We start from the raw sequence: 15545 nt of genomic DNA, 5'->3' as shown, positions 1-15545 counted from the left end.
GGAAGCAGCGCGGAGCCGCGCCCGGCTCAGTTTTAGAAGTAGCGTAAGTCTAACGTAAAAGGAAACTCGATAGACGCTCGCGCCGGCGTGACCTGCAATTTTCCCGGCGTATGGTTCATGCGGAAATAACGCGCCAGGCGGCGACTTTCCGCCTCGAAGGCATTGACCGGGAAGGTCTCGTAATTGCGTCCGCCCGGATGCACCACGTGGTATTGGCAACCGCCGAGGCTGCGGCCGTTCCAGGTATCGACCAGGTCGAAGGTCAGCGGCGAATCCACCGGGATGGTGGGGTGCAGCGCCGAGGGCGGCTGCCAGGCCCGGTAGCGCACGCCGGCCACGAACTGTCCGACCGTGCCGGTGGGCTGCAGCGGCACCGACACGCCGTTGCAGGTGAGCACGTAGCGGTCGGACGCCATGCCGCTGATCTTGACCTGCAGGCGTTCCAGCGAGGAATCCACATAGCGCGCCGTGCCGCCGCCGCTGCTCTCTTCACCCAGCACATGCCAGGGTTCCAGCGCCGTGCGCAATTCGATCTGCATGCCCTTGACCGCATAGTCGCCAATCTTGGGGCAGCGGAATTCCATGTGCGGGGCGAACCATTCGGCGCGCATGGGGTAGCCGGCCTCGTTCATGTCGGCCATCACATCGGCGAAATCCTGCTCGATGAAATGCGGCAGCAGGAAGCGGTCGTGCAGCTCGGTTCCCCAACGCACCAGGCGCGCCGGCTTGTAGGGCTGCTTCCAGAACCGCGCCACCAGGCCGCGCAGCAGCAGTTGCTGGGTCAGGCTCATGCGCGCATGCGGCGGCATCTCGAAGGCGCGCAGTTCCAGGAGGCCCAGGCGGCCAGTCGCACTGTCGGGCGAATACATCTTGTCGATGCAGAACTCGGCGCGGTGGGTGTTGCCGGTGACGTCGATCAGTAGATTACGTAACAAGCGGTCAACCAGCCAGGGTGGGCAATCGCCTCTGGCGACCTGCTTGTCCATCTCGTTGAAGGCCAGTTCGATTTCCACCGTCGAATCATTGCGCGCCTCGTCGATGCGCGGCGCCTGCGAGGTCGGGCCGATGAACATGCCCGAGAACAGATAGGACAGCGAAGGATGGTTGTGCCAATACGAGATCAGGCTGCGCAGCAGGTCGGGGCGGCGCAGGAAAGGCGAATCGCTGGTGGTGATGCCGCCCAGCACCATGTGGTTGCCGCCGCCGGTGCCGGAGTGATGGCCATCGAGCATGAATTTCTCGGTGGTCAGGCGCGAGGCGCGTGCGGCGTCGTAGAGGTGCGTGGTCTGTTCGACCAGCTCGCTCCAATTGTTGGCCGGCTGGATGTTGACTTCGATCACGCCGGGGTCGGGCGTGACGCTGAACTTGCGCAGGCGCGGGTCATGCGGCGGCTCATAGCCTTCCAGCAGCACCGGCTGTTTCAGTTCCTCGGCCACGGCCTCGATGGCGGCGACCAGTTCCAGGTAGTGTTCCAGTTGCGCCAAGGGCGGCATGAACAGGTAGAACACGCCATTGCGCACCTCGGCACACAGTGCGGTGCGGGTCAGCCAGTTGGCCGATTCAAAGGGCGCGGGCACAGGCTGGGTCGGGCTTGCCGCATTGGCGCGGCCCATATCGGAAATGGTGGAAGCGGTGGCAGCGCTGGAAGCAGCGGCAGCCCTGCTGACAGCCTTGCCCAGACCCGCCAGGGGTTCTTGCGGACTGCCCATCTGGCGGCGGATCTCGGCGCTGCCCGGCAAGGGGCGGAAGGCCTGAGTCGGATCGGCCGGATAGACGGCCGGATACTCGCCCTCCTTCACCCAGGGCAGCGAATCCAGCGGCAGGCGATAGCCCAAGGGAGAGTCCCCCGGATACAGGTAGCAGCGTTCGCTGCGCAGGAACCACGCACCGCTCTGCCAGCCCTGGCCGTCATGGCTGCGCGCCAGCGGCAGCACGTGGCCCACCGCGCTTTGCAGGCCCTGCGTGAAGACCTTCATGAGGCGCTCGCGCTCCTGCTTGTCATCCACGCGCGAATCGAAGGGATCGACATTGCCGGGCAGGCGGCGCTCGCGCCACATGTAGTAGAACACGTCTTCATAGGCGGGGAAGACGTTCTTGCCATCCACCCGGAGCCGCTGCGCCACGCGATGCAGGAAGTGGCTGGTGACGATCTTGTCGCTCACGTTGGGCCGGGTCTCGTCACCGATGAGAGCCGGATTGAGCCAGATCGGTTCGCCATCGCGCCGCCAATAGCAATTGAGCGCCCAGCGCGGCAGCTGCTCGCCCGGATACCACTTGCCCTGGCCGAAATGCGGCAGGCCCTGCGCGGCATACTTGTTGCGCATGCGGTGATAGAGCTCGGCGGCCAGCGGCTTCTTGGTCGGCCCCATGGCGGCGGTATTCCACTCGGGCTCATCAGGATGATCCAGCGAGACGAAGGTCGGCTCGCCGCCCATGGTCAGGCGCACGTCATTGGCGTGCAGGTCGGCATCGATGGCATGGCCCAGCTTTTCGATGTCGGCCCACTGTTCCTCGGTATAGGGCTTGGTCACCCGCGGCGCTTCCCAGATGCGCTTGACCGACATCAGGTGCTCGAACTCCACTTCGCAAGGATCGACCAGGCCGCTGACCGGCGCGGCCGAGGCCGGTTCGGGCGTGCAGGACAAGGGAATGTGACCTTCACCGGCAAACAGGCCCGAGGTCGGATCGAGACCGACCCAGCCGGCGCCGGGCAGGTAGACCTCGCACCAGGCGTGCAGGTCGGTGAAGTCGGCTTCGGGGCCGGAAGGACCGTCCAGCGATTTCTGGTCGGCAGTCAACTGGATCAGGTAACCGGACACGAAGCGCGCCGCCAGCCCAAGGTGGCGCAGCAACTGCACCAGCAGCCAGGACGAGTCGCGGCAGGAACCGGATTTCAGTTCCAGCGTTTCTTCCGGCGTCTGCACGCCCGGTTCCATGCGGATGGTATAGCCGATGTGATTGGCCAGCTTCTGGTTCAGCGCCACCAGGAAGTTGGCGCTGCCGACCTTCTCACGCGGGATGCTCTGGAGGAATTGCGCGAACAGGGGCGAGAGCGGCAGCTTCTGGCGGTAGGGCAGCAGTTCGTTCTGCAAGTCCTCGGCATAGTCGAAGGGGAATTGCTCGGCATAGGGCTCGAGGAAGAAGTCGAAGGGATTGATGACCGACATCTCGGCCACCAGATCGACCTCGATCTTGAATTCGGTGGTCTTCTCGGGAAACACCAGGCGCGCCAGGTAATTGGACTCCGGGTCCTGCTGCCAGTTGATGAAATGCGGCTCAGGCAGCACCCGCAGCGAATAGCTCAGGATGCGCGTGCGGCTGTGTGGCGCGGGACGCAAGCGGATGACTTGCGGCCCCAGGTTGATGGCGCGGTCGTACTTGTAAGAAGTGACATGGTTCAGGGCCACGTGGATCGACATGGAATTCCTTTACGACAAGCAAATGGTCAAGCCTGGTGGCTCGTATTATGGGTCACATGCAGGCAACACATGCATACCTGGTTTTTCTTACCGCGTTATTACCTCGTTGGTTACCTTGTTACTTTCGTGATCTGCCACGGTCCTCGCAGTATTTTGTTAGTTTTTGGAAAGCGGTGGGCGCATGCTTGCTGGCCCTACCTGTGATGCATATTAATGAAATCCCGCAGGCGCGGGTAGATTTCATTGTCCCAGCGGCGCCCGTTGAAGACGCCGTAATGGCCCACCGCCGTCTGAACATGGTGCAGGCGCATATAGGGCCGGATGCCGCTGCACAGTTCCTGTGCGGCCAAGGTCTGGCCGACGGCGCAGATGTCATCCTTCTCGCCTTCGATGGTAAAGAGCGCCGTACGGCGGATCGCGCGCGGCTCGACCGGTCGTCCTGCATAACTCAGCTTGCCCAGCGGCAAGGCGTGTTCCTGGAAGACCGTGCGCACGGTTTCCAGATAGAACTCGGCCGGCAGGTCGGCCATGGCGAAATATTCTTCGTAGAAGTCCTTGATCTGGTCCGCGCGGGCGTGCTCACCGTCGACCAGATGGTGGTAGAGCTTGCCGAAGGCCTCGACATGGCGGCTCAGGTTCATGTTCATGAACGCCGCCAGCTGCACAAAGCCCGGATAGACGCGCCGCCCTGCACCGGCGTGGCGGGCCGGCACGGTGCTGATCATGTTCTTTTCGAACCAGGCGATGGGCTTGCTCTTGGCCAGGGCGTTGACCGCGGTGGGATTGACCCGCGTATCGATCGGCCCGGCCATCAGGGTCATGCTGCGCGGCTGGGCCGGATGCCCGTCGGCCGCCATCACGGCAGCGGCGGTCAGCGCCGCGACCGTGGGCTGGCACACCGCCAGCAGATGGGCGCCGGGGCCGAGCACGCCGAGGAAGTCGATGATGTGACTGACATACTCGTCCAGGCCGAAGCGGCCATGGGCGGTGGCCACATCACGCGCATTGCGCCAGTCGGTGATGTAGACGTCGTGGTCGCGCAGCAAGGTCCTGACGGTGCCGCGCAGGAGGGTGGCGAAGTGGCCTGACATCGGCGCCACCACCAGCACCTTGGGCTGGACGGTGGCGCTGTCCTTGCGGAAATGCAGCAGGCCGCAGAAGGGCGTGGCGTGGATTTCCTCTTCATGCACCGAAATCGTGCACCCCTCCTCTTCCACCGTCGCGATGCCGAACGGCGGGCGCGCATGGGTGAGCTGGGTGCGCGCAAAGACCTCGCAGGCCGAGGCCATCTTGCGCCAATAGGGATGCACCGGAATCCCCGGCCAGGTTGCGCCCAGCGCCTGCGCCATCATCCGGGCGCAAGCCCGCAGCGGATCGGTAGCATCGGCGTAGTTCTGGTAGAGCTGATAGGTAGGGATCATGGGAACGCCGCCTCTGGATGGTCTTTTCGCCTGTCGATCGTCCTGTCGAGGATGCAATTGTCGTGCCACGGAAGCGGCCGCCTTGCCGCCTGCGGCGGCAGACCCGCAGTTCCCGCGAGCTGGCACAAGCTTTGCAAGCAAGCAGACAGAGGCCCGCAACGTGGCCTGGCCCGCACCGATGCGCAGACGGGGCGGGCAACGTGACACCGCCGCGCAAGCGGTAGCGCGCCCAAAGTCAACCTGCACAAAACAGATAAAGGACTGACATGCCTAAGACGACTTTGCGCATCACCAGCAAGAACTACTCTTCGTGGTCCCTGCGCGGCTGGCTCATGGCCAGGTTCGCCGGACTCTCCTTCGAGGAAGACATCGTGCCGCCGGACGATCCGTCGGCGCGGGCAGAGATCCTGCTGCTGTCTTCTTCCATCCTGGTGCCCAGCCTCCACCATGGCGACGTACTGGTATGGGATACGCTGGCCATTGCCGAATATCTCAACGAAATCCGCCCCGCCGCCAAGCTGCTGCCGGCCGACCTGGCCGCCCGCGCGCACTGCCGCTCGGTGTGCGGCGAAATGCATTCGGGCTTCTCGGCCCTGCGCGCGGCGCTGCCGATGAATCTCAAGGGCCACTTCCCCAACTTCAAGGTGTGGTCGCGCGCCGAGGCCGACATCGTGCGCATCACCACGATCTGGAAGGAATGCCTGGCCAAGTACGGCGGCCCCTTCCTGTTCGGCGAACAGCGCACCGTGGCCGATGCCATGTATGCCCCGGTGGTGACGCGATTCATGACCTATGACGTCAAGCTCGACCCGATCTGCACCGCCTACGCCAAGCGCATCATGGCCATGCCGGAGATGCAGGAGTGGATCACGGCGGCCAAGAAGGAACCGGAGGACATCGACGAGCTGGACGTGGAATTCTAGGGCGCAGCACCAGGAAGGATCGCGCCCGTTTTTGTCGCAGGCCCATGGCGGGAAACCGCAGAAAGGACGGATGTGATGAATACCGTAGCGGAAGCAAGCGTATTGGCGCAGAACACCTTCTCGCATGTGAGCGAGGGCGACACGCCCTATGAAACCGGCGGTCTGCGCGATTTCTTCCTGTATCGCGACCTGGGCATTGCGGCCGCCACCGGTGGCCAGGTGGTGGCGCAACTGGTCAAGGCCAACACCGCGCCGCAGGCCGGCACCGGCTGGCATCGGCATGAGGCCAACTTCCACATCGTCATCATGTTGAAGGGCTGGGCCCGCTTCATGTACGAGACCGAGGTCACGCTGGTCAAGGCAGGCGATTGCGTCCACCAGCGGCCCGGCATCGTGCACTTCCTGTTCGACTATTCGCCCGACATGGAGTATCTCGAAATCGTTAGTCCGGCCGACTTCAAGACCATCGCCATGCCGGCCCCCTGCGAGGTTCCCGCCCCCACGCCCTGGAATAACTGAAGCCGCAGCGGGTCTGCCTTCCATGGGGGCAGGCCCGCGCCGGCGAGGACAAAAGCATGCAATTTTCCTCTGTCAAAAATTTCAAGCCTCTGTTAGTCTTTCCTCATGCACGCTGGCTCTGGCGTGCAGCGGCAGTCCCTTAGCGCCATCGCATCACGCTGTAGTCTGGCGGCAGTCACGCTGCCGTTTTGCCGTACCCACCGCCTCTGTTTTCGTTACAACCCACTTAGAAAGATTCCCGCTCCCCACGGGAACGCGAAGCAAACCTATGGCACATTTTTTCGATGAGATGTATTCAGGAGAGAGCCACGGCAATGAGGCCCAGGTGCGCCAGCACTACGCCGAATTCGCCAACTGGCTGTCCGCGCAATCGGCGGAGACCATCGCCCGCAAACGTGCCGAGTCCGACCTGATCTTCCGCCGCGTCGGCATCACCTTCGCAGTCTATGGCAACGATGCCGGCACTGAACGGCTGATCCCCTTCGACATCATTCCGCGCATCATCCACAAGGCCGAATGGGCCAGGCTGGAAGCCGGACTGGTCCAGCGCGTGCGGGCGCTGAACATGTTCATCCACGACATCTACCACGAGCAGAAGATCGTCAAGGCCGGCATCATCCCGCCCGAGCAGATCTTCCAGAACGCGCAATACCGGCGCGAGATGCAGGATGTGAACGTGGTCAACGACATCTACGCCCACATCGCCGGGGTCGATATCGTGCGCGCCGGCGAGGGTGAGTTCTACGTATTGGAAGACAACCTGCGCGTGCCCTCCGGCGTCTCCTACATGCTGGAGAACCGCAAGATGATGATGCGGCTCTTCCCCGATCTCTTCACGCGCCACAAGATCGCTCCCGTCGACCACTACCCCGACCTGCTGCTGGACAACCTGCGCTCGGTGGCGCCGGCCGGCGTGACCGATCCGACCGTGGTGGTGATGACGCCGGGCATGTACAACTCGGCCTATTTCGAACATGCCTTCCTGGCCCAGCAGATGGGCGTGGAGCTGGTCGAGGGGCAGGACCTGTTCGTCAAGGACAACGTGGTCTACATGCGCACCACGCGCGGCCCCAAGCGGGTCGACGTGATCTATCGCCGCATCGACGACGACTTCCTCGATCCGCTGGCCTTCCGTCCCGATTCGGCGCTGGGTGTGCCGGGCCTGTTGCAGGCCTACCGCGCCGGCAAGGTGACGCTGACCAATGCCATCGGCACCGGTGTGGCCGATGACAAGTCGATCTATCCCTATGTGCCGGACATGGTGCGCTTCTACCTGTCCGAAGATCCTATCCTCAACAACGTGCCGACCTACCAGTGCCGCAAGAAGGAGGATCTCTCCTACACCCTGGCCAACCTGGAAAAGCTGGTGGTCAAGGAAGTACACGGCGCCGGCGGCTACGGCATGCTGGTCGGCCCGGCCTCGACCAGGCAGGAGATCGAGGACTTCCGCGCGCGCATCATCGCCAAGCCCGATGGCTACATCGCCCAGCCCACGCTGGCCCTGTCGGTCTGCCCGACCTATGTCGAATCGGGCATCGCCCCGCGCCACCTGGATCTGCGTCCCTTCGTCCTGTCGGGCAAGCAGATCACCATGGTCAAGGGCGGACTCACGCGAGTGGCCCTGAAGGAAGGCTCGCTGGTGGTGAACTCGTCGCAGGGCGGCGGCACCAAGGACACCTGGATTCTGGAGAAATAAGATGCTCAGCCGTACCGCCGATCACCTCTTCTGGATGGCCCGCTACACCGAGCGCGCCGAGAACACCGCACGGATGCTGGACGTGCACGTGCAGACCGCACTGCTGCCGCAATCCACCGACGACGCCGAACAGGGCTGGCGCGCCGTGCTGGGCATTTCGGAACTGCTCTATGGCTACAACCAGAAATACGACAAGCTCACGCAAAAAGATGTCATCGACTTCATGGTGCGCGATCCCAACAACCCGTCTTCGATCGCCTCCTGCCTGCGCCAGGCCCGCGAGAATGCGCGCGCCGTGCGCGGTGCGCTGACCACCGAAGCCTGGGAAATCCAGAACGCCACCTGGATCAAGATGCAGTCCTACCTGCAGACCAATGCGCTGGAGCAGAACCCCAGCGACTTCTTCGAATGGGTCAAGCATCGTTCGCATCTCTCGCGGGGCGTGACCATCGGCACCATGCTGGAGGATGAGGCCTTCCACTTCATCCGCCTGGGGACCTTCCTGGAGCGGGCCGATAACACGGCGCGCATCATCGACGTCAAGTTCCACGGCGCCAAGGAAACGCAGTCGCACAAGCAGGGCCAGTCACAATCGCAATCACAATCGCAGAGCCAGGGCGCTGCCGAAGAAACCGGCCAGCTCGATTTCTATTACTGGGCTGCGATCCTGCGTTCGGTGTCGGGCTTCGAGATCTACCGCAAGGTCTATCGCGACGTCATCACCCCCGAACGCGTGGCTGAACTGCTGATCCTGCGTGCGGACATGCCGCGCTCGCTGTTGGCCTGCATGGGCAATGTGATTTCCAACCTGCACCATGTGCGCAACGATGTCTCGGCCGACACCGAGCGCTTTGCCGGCAAGCTGCATGCGGACCTGAAATTCGCGCGCATCGAGGAAATCCTGGAAGCTGGGCTGCACGATACGCTCACCGAATTCCTGGAGCGCATCTTCGAGCTGGGCAATCGCATCAGCCGTGATTTTCTTGTTCCTTTGGCAGCATGAACCCTCCCGGCTGTGCTTCCCTGCAAATAAAGGAGCACAGCCGCTGTCATCTTTTCTGGAAACAGGCCGTTACTGTAGGTACGTCACGACAGATGCCCCCGGCGCGCGCGCTTGCACACCGGGCCTTACGGTAAAATCCGGCTTTCCGTTTCCAAGTATCAAGATTCCATCATGACCTACTGCGTAGCCATGCGCCTCAACAGCGGCCTGGTGTTCCTGTCCGATTCGCGCACCAATGCGGGTGTTGACCATATCGGCACCTTCCGCAAGATGAGTGTTTACGAGAATCCGGGCGACCGCGTGATGGTCATGATGACCGCCGGCAACCTGTCGATTTCGCAATCGATCCGCCAGATGCTGACCGAGCGCACCAATGCCGAGGGACGCAGCATCTGGACCGCCACGTCCATGTACGAAGCCGCACAGATCCTGGGCGACGCCATCCGCGCCGTGCATGACCGTGAAGCGGCCGAGCTGAGCAAGTTCGGCATCGACTTCAACGTCAGCATCATCTTCGGTGGCCAGATCCGGGGTGAACGCTGTAGGCTGTTCCAGATGTATTCGGCGGGCAACTTCATCGAATCGCACGACGAGAACACCTATTTCCAGATCGGCGAATCCAAGTACGGCAAGCCCATCATCGACCGCGTCGTCGCCCCGCAGACCTCGCTGGACGAGGCCGCCAAATGCGCCCTGATCTCGATGGATTCGACGCTGAAGTCCAATATCTCGGTGGGCCTGCCGCTGGACCTGCTGGTCTACCAGAATGAAGACCTGGCCGTGACCCGCTTCGTCACCATTGACGAGCAGAACCAGTATTTCCAGATGATCCGCCGCAGCTGGGGATCGCAGTTGAAGCGCGTCTTCGAAGCCATCGACGACCCGGTCTGGGATGCGCCGCCGGAAGATACGCAGAACGTCCTCTCCAGCGTCGGCGACATCAGCGAGCCGGTGCGCGTGCCGCCGCCCAATGGCGTGGCGCGGGGGCTGCAGGCGGTGCCGCGACAGATCCTGGCTGAACAGGATGGGGATGTCGGGCAGGCAAGCTGAACTGTTAGATTTTCCTTTTGGAAACTTAGTCTTTGTTTTAACAAAACTAAGTTTTCATTGGACGGGAAATTTCCTACCGAAATAAAAAAGGCTGCATTCCAGGGAATGCAGCCTTTTTACTTTATAAATCGTTAAAACGATTTATAGGAATCGATCAGCGCACGATGGTCTGTGCTTCGCCTTCAGCACGGGCACGGATGGCGCCGATACGGTAGACGGTTTCACCAGCCGCCTTCAGGTGCGCTTCGGCAGCGTCGGCGTTTTCCTTGGAGACGATCACGGTCATGCCGATGCCGCAGTTGAAGACGCGGTGCATCTCGGCGTCAGCCACGCCGCCGTGCTGCTGCAGCCAGGTGAACAGCGGCGGCATGGTCCAGGACTTGGCGTCCAGCTCGGCGGTCAGGTGATCCTGCAGCACGCGCGGGATGTTCTCGACCAGGCCGCCGCCGGTGATGTGGACCATGCCCTTGACTTCCAGCTTTTCCATCAGCGACAGCAGCGGCTTGACATAGATGCGGGTCGGGGCCATCAGCACATCGGCCAGCTTGCGGCCGTGGAAATCGGCTTCCAGGTCGGGCTTGGCCACATCCAGGATCTTGCGCACCAGCGAATAACCGTTGGAGTGCGCGCCCGAGGAGGCCAGGCCCAGCACCACGTCGCCGGGGGCGATCTTGGTACCATCGATGATCTTGGACTTTTCCACCGCGCCAACAGCGAAACCGGCCAGGTCGTATTCACCGTCCGGGTACATGCTGGGCATTTCAGCGGTTTCACCACCGATCAGGGCGCAACCAGCCTGTTCGCAACCGGCGGCGATGCCCTTGATGACATCGGTGGCCGAGGGCACGTCCAGCTTGCCGCAGGCAAAGTAATCGAGGAAGAACAGCGGCTCGGCGCCCTGCACCAGGATGTCGTTGACGCTCATGGCCACCAGGTCGATACCGACCGTATCGTGACGGTTCAGGTGGAAGGCCAGCTTCAACTTGGTGCCCACGCCGTCGGTCCCGGACACCAGCACCGGCTCCTTGTACTTCTTGCTGATCTCGAACAAGGCGCCGAAACCGCCAATGCCGCCCAGCACGCCTTCGCGGGTGGTGCGCTTGGCGAACGGCTTGATCGCTTCGACCAGGGCGTCACCGGCATCGATATCGACGCCAGCGTCACGGTAGGAGAGGGAGACATTGGAAGGTGAAGTCATGATGAAATTGCCAGTGAAGACGGTAAAATAGGGGGATTGCAGGGTGCGATCGCCCTGCCAAGCCGTGATTTTAACAAAACCGACACTCCCGAACTCCGATTCCATGCCTTTTTCTTTGTCCGAAGAGCAAAAACAGAACCTGGTGTGGCTCATTGTCGGTTTTTTGCTATTGGCGCTGCTGATCGCCCTGGGGCCCATGCTCTCCCCCTTCGTCGCCGCCGGCATCATCGGCTACGCCTTGAATCCGGGCGTGGACTGGATCGCCAGCCGCCGCCTGGGGCCGGTCCGGGTGCCGCGTTTCGTGGCCGTGACCATCATGGTGCTGCTGCTGATCCTGGCCGGCCTTGCACTGGTGCTCATCGTGGTGCCGCTGGTGCTGCGCCAGATCCCGCTGCTGCAGGCCCAGGTGCCGCCGCTGCTGGACAAGTTGAACGCCTTCGTCTCGCCGCGCCTGCACCAGCTGGGCATCGACGTGCGCCTGGACCTGGCCGGCATCAAGTCCCTGCTCACCCAGCAGATCAGCACCAGCAGCGATGAAGTCTGGACCTCGGTGCTGGCCTCGGCCAAGGTGGGCGGCACGGCGCTGTTGACCTGGCTGGCCAATCTGCTGTTCGTGCCGATGGTGCTGTTCTACCTGTTGCAGGATTGGCATCAGTTCATCAAGCGCATGCAGATCCTGATCCCGCGCCGCTGGGCCGGCCGCATCAACACCATGGCCGCCGAGGTCGATGGCCTGCTGGGACAGTACCTGCGCGGCCAATTGCTGGTGATGCTGGTGCTGGCGGTCTATTATTCGGTTGCGCTGACCGCTGCCGGCTTCGACAGCGCGCTGCCGGTGGGTGTGCTCACCGGCCTGCTGGTCTTCATCCCCTATGTCGGTTTCGGCCTGGGGCTGGTGCTGGCGATCCTGGCGGCGATCCTGCAGTTCGATGGCGCCATCGGACTGTTGTGGGTGGCCCTGATTTATGGCGTGGGGCAGGTGCTGGAAAGCTTCATCCTCACGCCCAAGCTGGTGGGCGAGCGGATCGGCCTGCACCCGCTGGTGGTGATATTCGCCCTGCTGGCCTTTGGCCAGCTGTTCGGCTTTGTCGGCGTGCTGCTGGCGCTGCCGGCCTCGGCCATCGTCTCGGTGATCGCGCTGCATGTGCGACGCGAATACCTGGCCAGCAATTTTTACAACCGTTGAACCATGTATGATCCAACCCAGCCTCCCTGCCCTTGCAGGACGCTGCGCAGGCTCGGGCGCTTGGCGCCGTCCTGCATTAACTGGCCGCAAGCTGCTTGCGGCCTTCGTAGCTGATACACGCCGATGAAACAGATTCCGCTCGACTTGAGCGCGGACCAGCCGCAGAGCTTCGACAGCTTCGTGACCGGCCGCAATGCAGAACTGCTGGAGCGCTTGAAGCTGCTGGCCACGGCCGGCGTGGACCAGTCCACCCAGACCGGCAGCGCCAGCACCGACCGCTTCCTCTACCTCTGGGCCGAAGCCGGCGCAGGCAAGACCCACCTGCTGCAGGCCCTGGCCACCCGCGTGGCGCAGGAGGGCCGCCAGGCCCGCCTGATCCGCGCCGATTCGCCCGATGCGGCCTTCGACTACAGCCCGCAGATCACCCACTACCTGCTCGATGATGTCGATCAGTTGTTCGAGGAACAACAGATCGCCGCCTTCAACCTGTTCAACCAGATCCGCGAACAGGGCGGCTGGATGGTCTGCTCCGGCACCCTGCCGCCGACCCGGCTGGAGCTGCGCGAAGACCTGCGCACCCGCCTCGGCTGGGGCCTGATCTACCAGGTGCATGATCTCTCCGACGACGAGAAGATTGCCGCCCTCTTGCAGATCACGCTGGACCGCGGCCTGGAGATCCCCCCCGCCGTGATGATGTACATGCTCACCCACTACCGCCGCGACATGCCCTCGCTGTCGCGCATGCTCGACGCGCTGGACCGCTACTCGCTGGCCACCAAGCGCGCCATCACCCTGCCTTTGCTGCGCGAACTGTTACAACAGGAATCCGGAGAACAATGAACCTCGCCCTTTTCGATCTCGACCACACCCTGCTGCCGCTCGACTCCGACCACGAGTGGGGCGAATTCATGGCGCGCATCGGCGCCGTGGATGCCGACAGCTTCCGCAAGGCCAATGACCAATGGTTCGCCCATTACCAGAACGGCACGCTGGACCCGGTGGCCTACCTGGAATTCGCACTGGGCAACCTGGCGCGCTTCTCGCGCGAGCAGCTCGATGAGATGCACCTGCAATTCATGGACGAAGTGGTCAAGCCCGCCATCCTGCCGCAAGCCGTGGCGCTGGTGAAGAAGCACCTGGACGCCGGCGACCTGGTGGCCATCGTCACCGCCACCAACCACTTCGTGACCAAGCCCATCGCCTTGCACTTCGGCGTGGAACACCTGATCGCCGCCATGCCGGTGCTGGACGCCCAAGGCAACCTCACCGGCAAGCTCGACGGTACGCCCACCTTCGGCCCCGGCAAGATCGTCCATACCGAAGCCTGGCTGGACCGCCTGGGCCACGCCCTCGACAAGTTCGAACGCAGCTACTTCTACAGCGATTCGCAGAACGACATTCCGCTCCTGGAACGCGTGACCGATCCCATTGCCACCAACCCCAACGACAAGCTGCTGGCGCATGCCCAGGCGCGCGGCTGGCCGGTGCTGAACCTCTTTGCCGACGGCCACGCGCAATGATCAAGAAACTGATTCGCTCCATCCTGGGCCGGGGCAAGACGGCCGCCGCAGCAGCCAGCGCCGAGCCCCCCGCGCCAGCCAGGAAGACCCGCGCCAAGGCCGGCGCAGACGGCAAGATCGAGCCCGATGTGCTGGGCCCCAAGGAACATGGCATCGATCCCAGCCTGGTCTCGCCTAATGCCGTGCGGGTCACGCAAACCCTGCAGGAAGCCGGCTACAAGGCCTTCATCGTCGGCGGTGCGGTGCGCGACCTGCTGCTGGGGATCAAGCCCAAGGACTTCGACGTGGCCACCAACGCCACGCCGGAACAGGTCAAGCAACTGTTCCGCCGCGCCTTCATCATCGGCCGCCGCTTCCAGATCGTGCATGTGATGTTCGGCCAGGAACTCATCGAGGTCACCACCTTCCGCGGCGCCTCCGCCGAAGCCGCGCCCAAGGATGAACATGGCCGCGTGCTGCGCGACAACACCTTCGGCGAGCAGCATGAAGACGCCACCCGGCGCGACTTCACCATCAACGCGATGTACTACGATCCGGCCAGCCAGGCCGTGCTGGACTACCACGGCGGCATCGCCGACATCCGCGACAAGAAGCTGCGCATCATCGGCGAACCCGAGGCGCGCTACCGCGAAGATCCGGTGCGCATGCTGCGCGTGGTGCGCTTTGCCGCCAAGCTCAAGTTCACCATCGACCCGGCCAGCAGCGCGCCCATCCGCGTGATGGCCCCGCTGATCGACAATGTGCCGGCCGCGCGCGTGTTCGATGAGATGTTGAAGCTGCTCATGAGCGGCCATGCCCTGGCCTGCCTGCAGCAGCTGCGCAAGGAAGGCCTGCACCATGGCCTCCTGCCGCTGCTGGACGTGGTGCTGGAACAGCCGCTGGGCGAGAAGTTCGTGACCCTGGCGCTGGCCGATACCGATGCCCGTGTCAAGCAGGGCAAGGGTGTCTCGCCGGGCTTCCTGTTCGCTTCGCTGCTGTGGCACCAGGTACTGGAAAAGTGGCGCGCCTACCAGGCGGCCGGCGAATATCCGATTCCCGCACTGCACCTGGCGGCCGATGATGTGCTGGACGCCCAGACCGAAAAGCTGGCCCTGCAGCGCAAGATCGCCTCGGACATGCGTGACATCTGGGCCATGCAGCCGCGCTTCGAACGCCGCGTGGGCAAGGCGCCCTACAAGCTGCTGGAACACCTGCGCCTGCGCGCCGGCTTCGATTTCCTGCTGCTGCGCTGCCAGTCCGGCGAACTCGATGCCGAGCTGGGCGAATGGTGGGAAGCCTTCATCGCCGGCACCGGCGCGGAACGCGAAGAACTGATCGCCCGCAAGCCCGCCGATGCCGCCGGCGTGGCTGCCGGTCCCAAGAAACGCAAGCGTCGTGGCGGACGCAGCCGCAGCCGTAGCGGCGGCGACGCTGACTTCAATGACACCGCACCCGCCGGCGATGTCGCCCCTGCCCCTGCAGAGGCCCCGGCCCGTGCAGAAAGCGCAGCGCCCGACTCCGATAGCGGCGCGAGCCCAGCGCCCAAGCGCCGTCGTCGCCGCCGCAGCAGTACCGGCGGCGCCGAGGGCGCAGGCGGTGATGCGGGCGCCGGCAGCGACTGAGGCTGAGCG

At 63.4% G+C, this 15545-nt stretch carries 12 protein-coding genes; 9 read left to right on the top strand and 3 right to left on the bottom strand.

The annotated features are described in order from the left end of the window. Window positions 1-32 precede the first annotated feature (32 nt). Both ACP92_RS03200 and ACP92_RS03195 read right to left on the bottom strand, forming a co-directional pair. A complete protein-coding gene (locus ACP92_RS03200) occupies window positions 33-3419 on the bottom strand; it encodes a transglutaminase family protein (RefSeq protein WP_013232677.1) in 3387 nt (1128 codons plus the stop codon). A 194-nt stretch (window positions 3420-3613) separates the two neighbouring features. After that, on the bottom strand, window positions 3614-4840 hold the full coding sequence (locus ACP92_RS03195; RefSeq protein ID WP_013232676.1) for a polyhydroxyalkanoate depolymerase: 1227 nt from the start codon (window positions 4838-4840) through the stop codon (window positions 3614-3616). A gap of 266 nt (window positions 4841-5106) precedes the next feature. Between ACP92_RS03195 and ACP92_RS03190 the strand changes: the two genes are divergently transcribed. From ACP92_RS03190 to ACP92_RS03170, 5 genes are all read left to right on the top strand, one after another. Continuing rightward, on the top strand, window positions 5107-5763 hold the full coding sequence (locus ACP92_RS03190; protein ID WP_013232675.1) for a glutathione S-transferase family protein: 657 nt from the start codon (window positions 5107-5109) through the stop codon (window positions 5761-5763). A gap of 75 nt (window positions 5764-5838) precedes the next feature. Continuing rightward, the gene (locus ACP92_RS03185) at window positions 5839-6282 is read left to right on the top strand and encodes a cupin domain-containing protein (protein WP_013232674.1); all 444 of its coding nucleotides are present in this window, start codon (window positions 5839-5841) and stop codon (window positions 6280-6282) included. A 268-nt stretch (window positions 6283-6550) separates the two neighbouring features. Beyond that, entirely contained in the window at window positions 6551-7978 is a 1428-nt protein-coding gene (locus ACP92_RS03180; RefSeq protein ID WP_013232673.1) for a circularly permuted type 2 ATP-grasp protein, read from the top strand. Between the two features lies 1 nt (window position 7979). Further along, window positions 7980-8981 (top strand): alpha-E domain-containing protein, encoded by a 1002-nt coding sequence (locus ACP92_RS03175; protein WP_013232672.1) that lies wholly within the window; start codon window positions 7980-7982, stop codon window positions 8979-8981. A gap of 171 nt (window positions 8982-9152) precedes the next feature. After that, window positions 9153-10031, top strand: a complete 879-nt coding sequence (locus ACP92_RS03170) for a proteasome-type protease (protein WP_013232671.1) — start codon at window positions 9153-9155, stop codon at window positions 10029-10031. A 154-nt stretch (window positions 10032-10185) separates the two neighbouring features. Here ACP92_RS03170 and purM read toward each other — a convergent pair whose 3' ends face one another. Continuing rightward, the gene (gene purM, locus ACP92_RS03165) at window positions 10186-11229 is read right to left on the bottom strand and encodes a phosphoribosylformylglycinamidine cyclo-ligase (protein WP_013232670.1); all 1044 of its coding nucleotides are present in this window, start codon (window positions 11227-11229) and stop codon (window positions 10186-10188) included. 103 nt (window positions 11230-11332) lie between these two features. Between purM and ACP92_RS03160 the strand changes: the two genes are divergently transcribed. The 4 genes from ACP92_RS03160 (at window position 11333) to pcnB (ending at window position 15536) form a co-directional block, all read left to right on the top strand. Continuing rightward, entirely contained in the window at window positions 11333-12415 is a 1083-nt protein-coding gene (locus ACP92_RS03160) for an AI-2E family transporter (protein ID WP_013232669.1), read from the top strand. A 123-nt stretch (window positions 12416-12538) separates the two neighbouring features. Next, window positions 12539-13255, top strand: a complete 717-nt coding sequence (gene hda / locus ACP92_RS03155; RefSeq protein ID WP_013232668.1) for a DnaA regulatory inactivator Hda — start codon at window positions 12539-12541, stop codon at window positions 13253-13255. Continuing rightward, on the top strand, window positions 13252-13935 hold the full coding sequence (locus tag ACP92_RS03150) for a histidinol-phosphatase (RefSeq protein WP_013232667.1): 684 nt from the start codon (window positions 13252-13254) through the stop codon (window positions 13933-13935). Before hda ends, ACP92_RS03150 begins: the two co-directional genes overlap by 4 nt. Beyond that, complete coding sequence (pcnB, locus tag ACP92_RS03145) at window positions 13932-15536, top strand: polynucleotide adenylyltransferase PcnB (RefSeq protein ID WP_013232666.1); 1605 nt, start codon at window positions 13932-13934, stop codon at window positions 15534-15536. Before ACP92_RS03150 ends, pcnB begins: the two co-directional genes overlap by 4 nt. Window positions 15537-15545: the final 9 nt, after the last annotated feature.

Source organism: Herbaspirillum seropedicae, assembly GCF_001040945.1.
GTDB classification, from domain to species: domain Bacteria; phylum Pseudomonadota; class Gammaproteobacteria; order Burkholderiales; family Burkholderiaceae_D; genus Herbaspirillum; species Herbaspirillum seropedicae.
The sequence above is the reverse complement of the archived record's forward strand: the minus strand, read 5'-3'. Positions and strand labels throughout refer to the sequence as shown.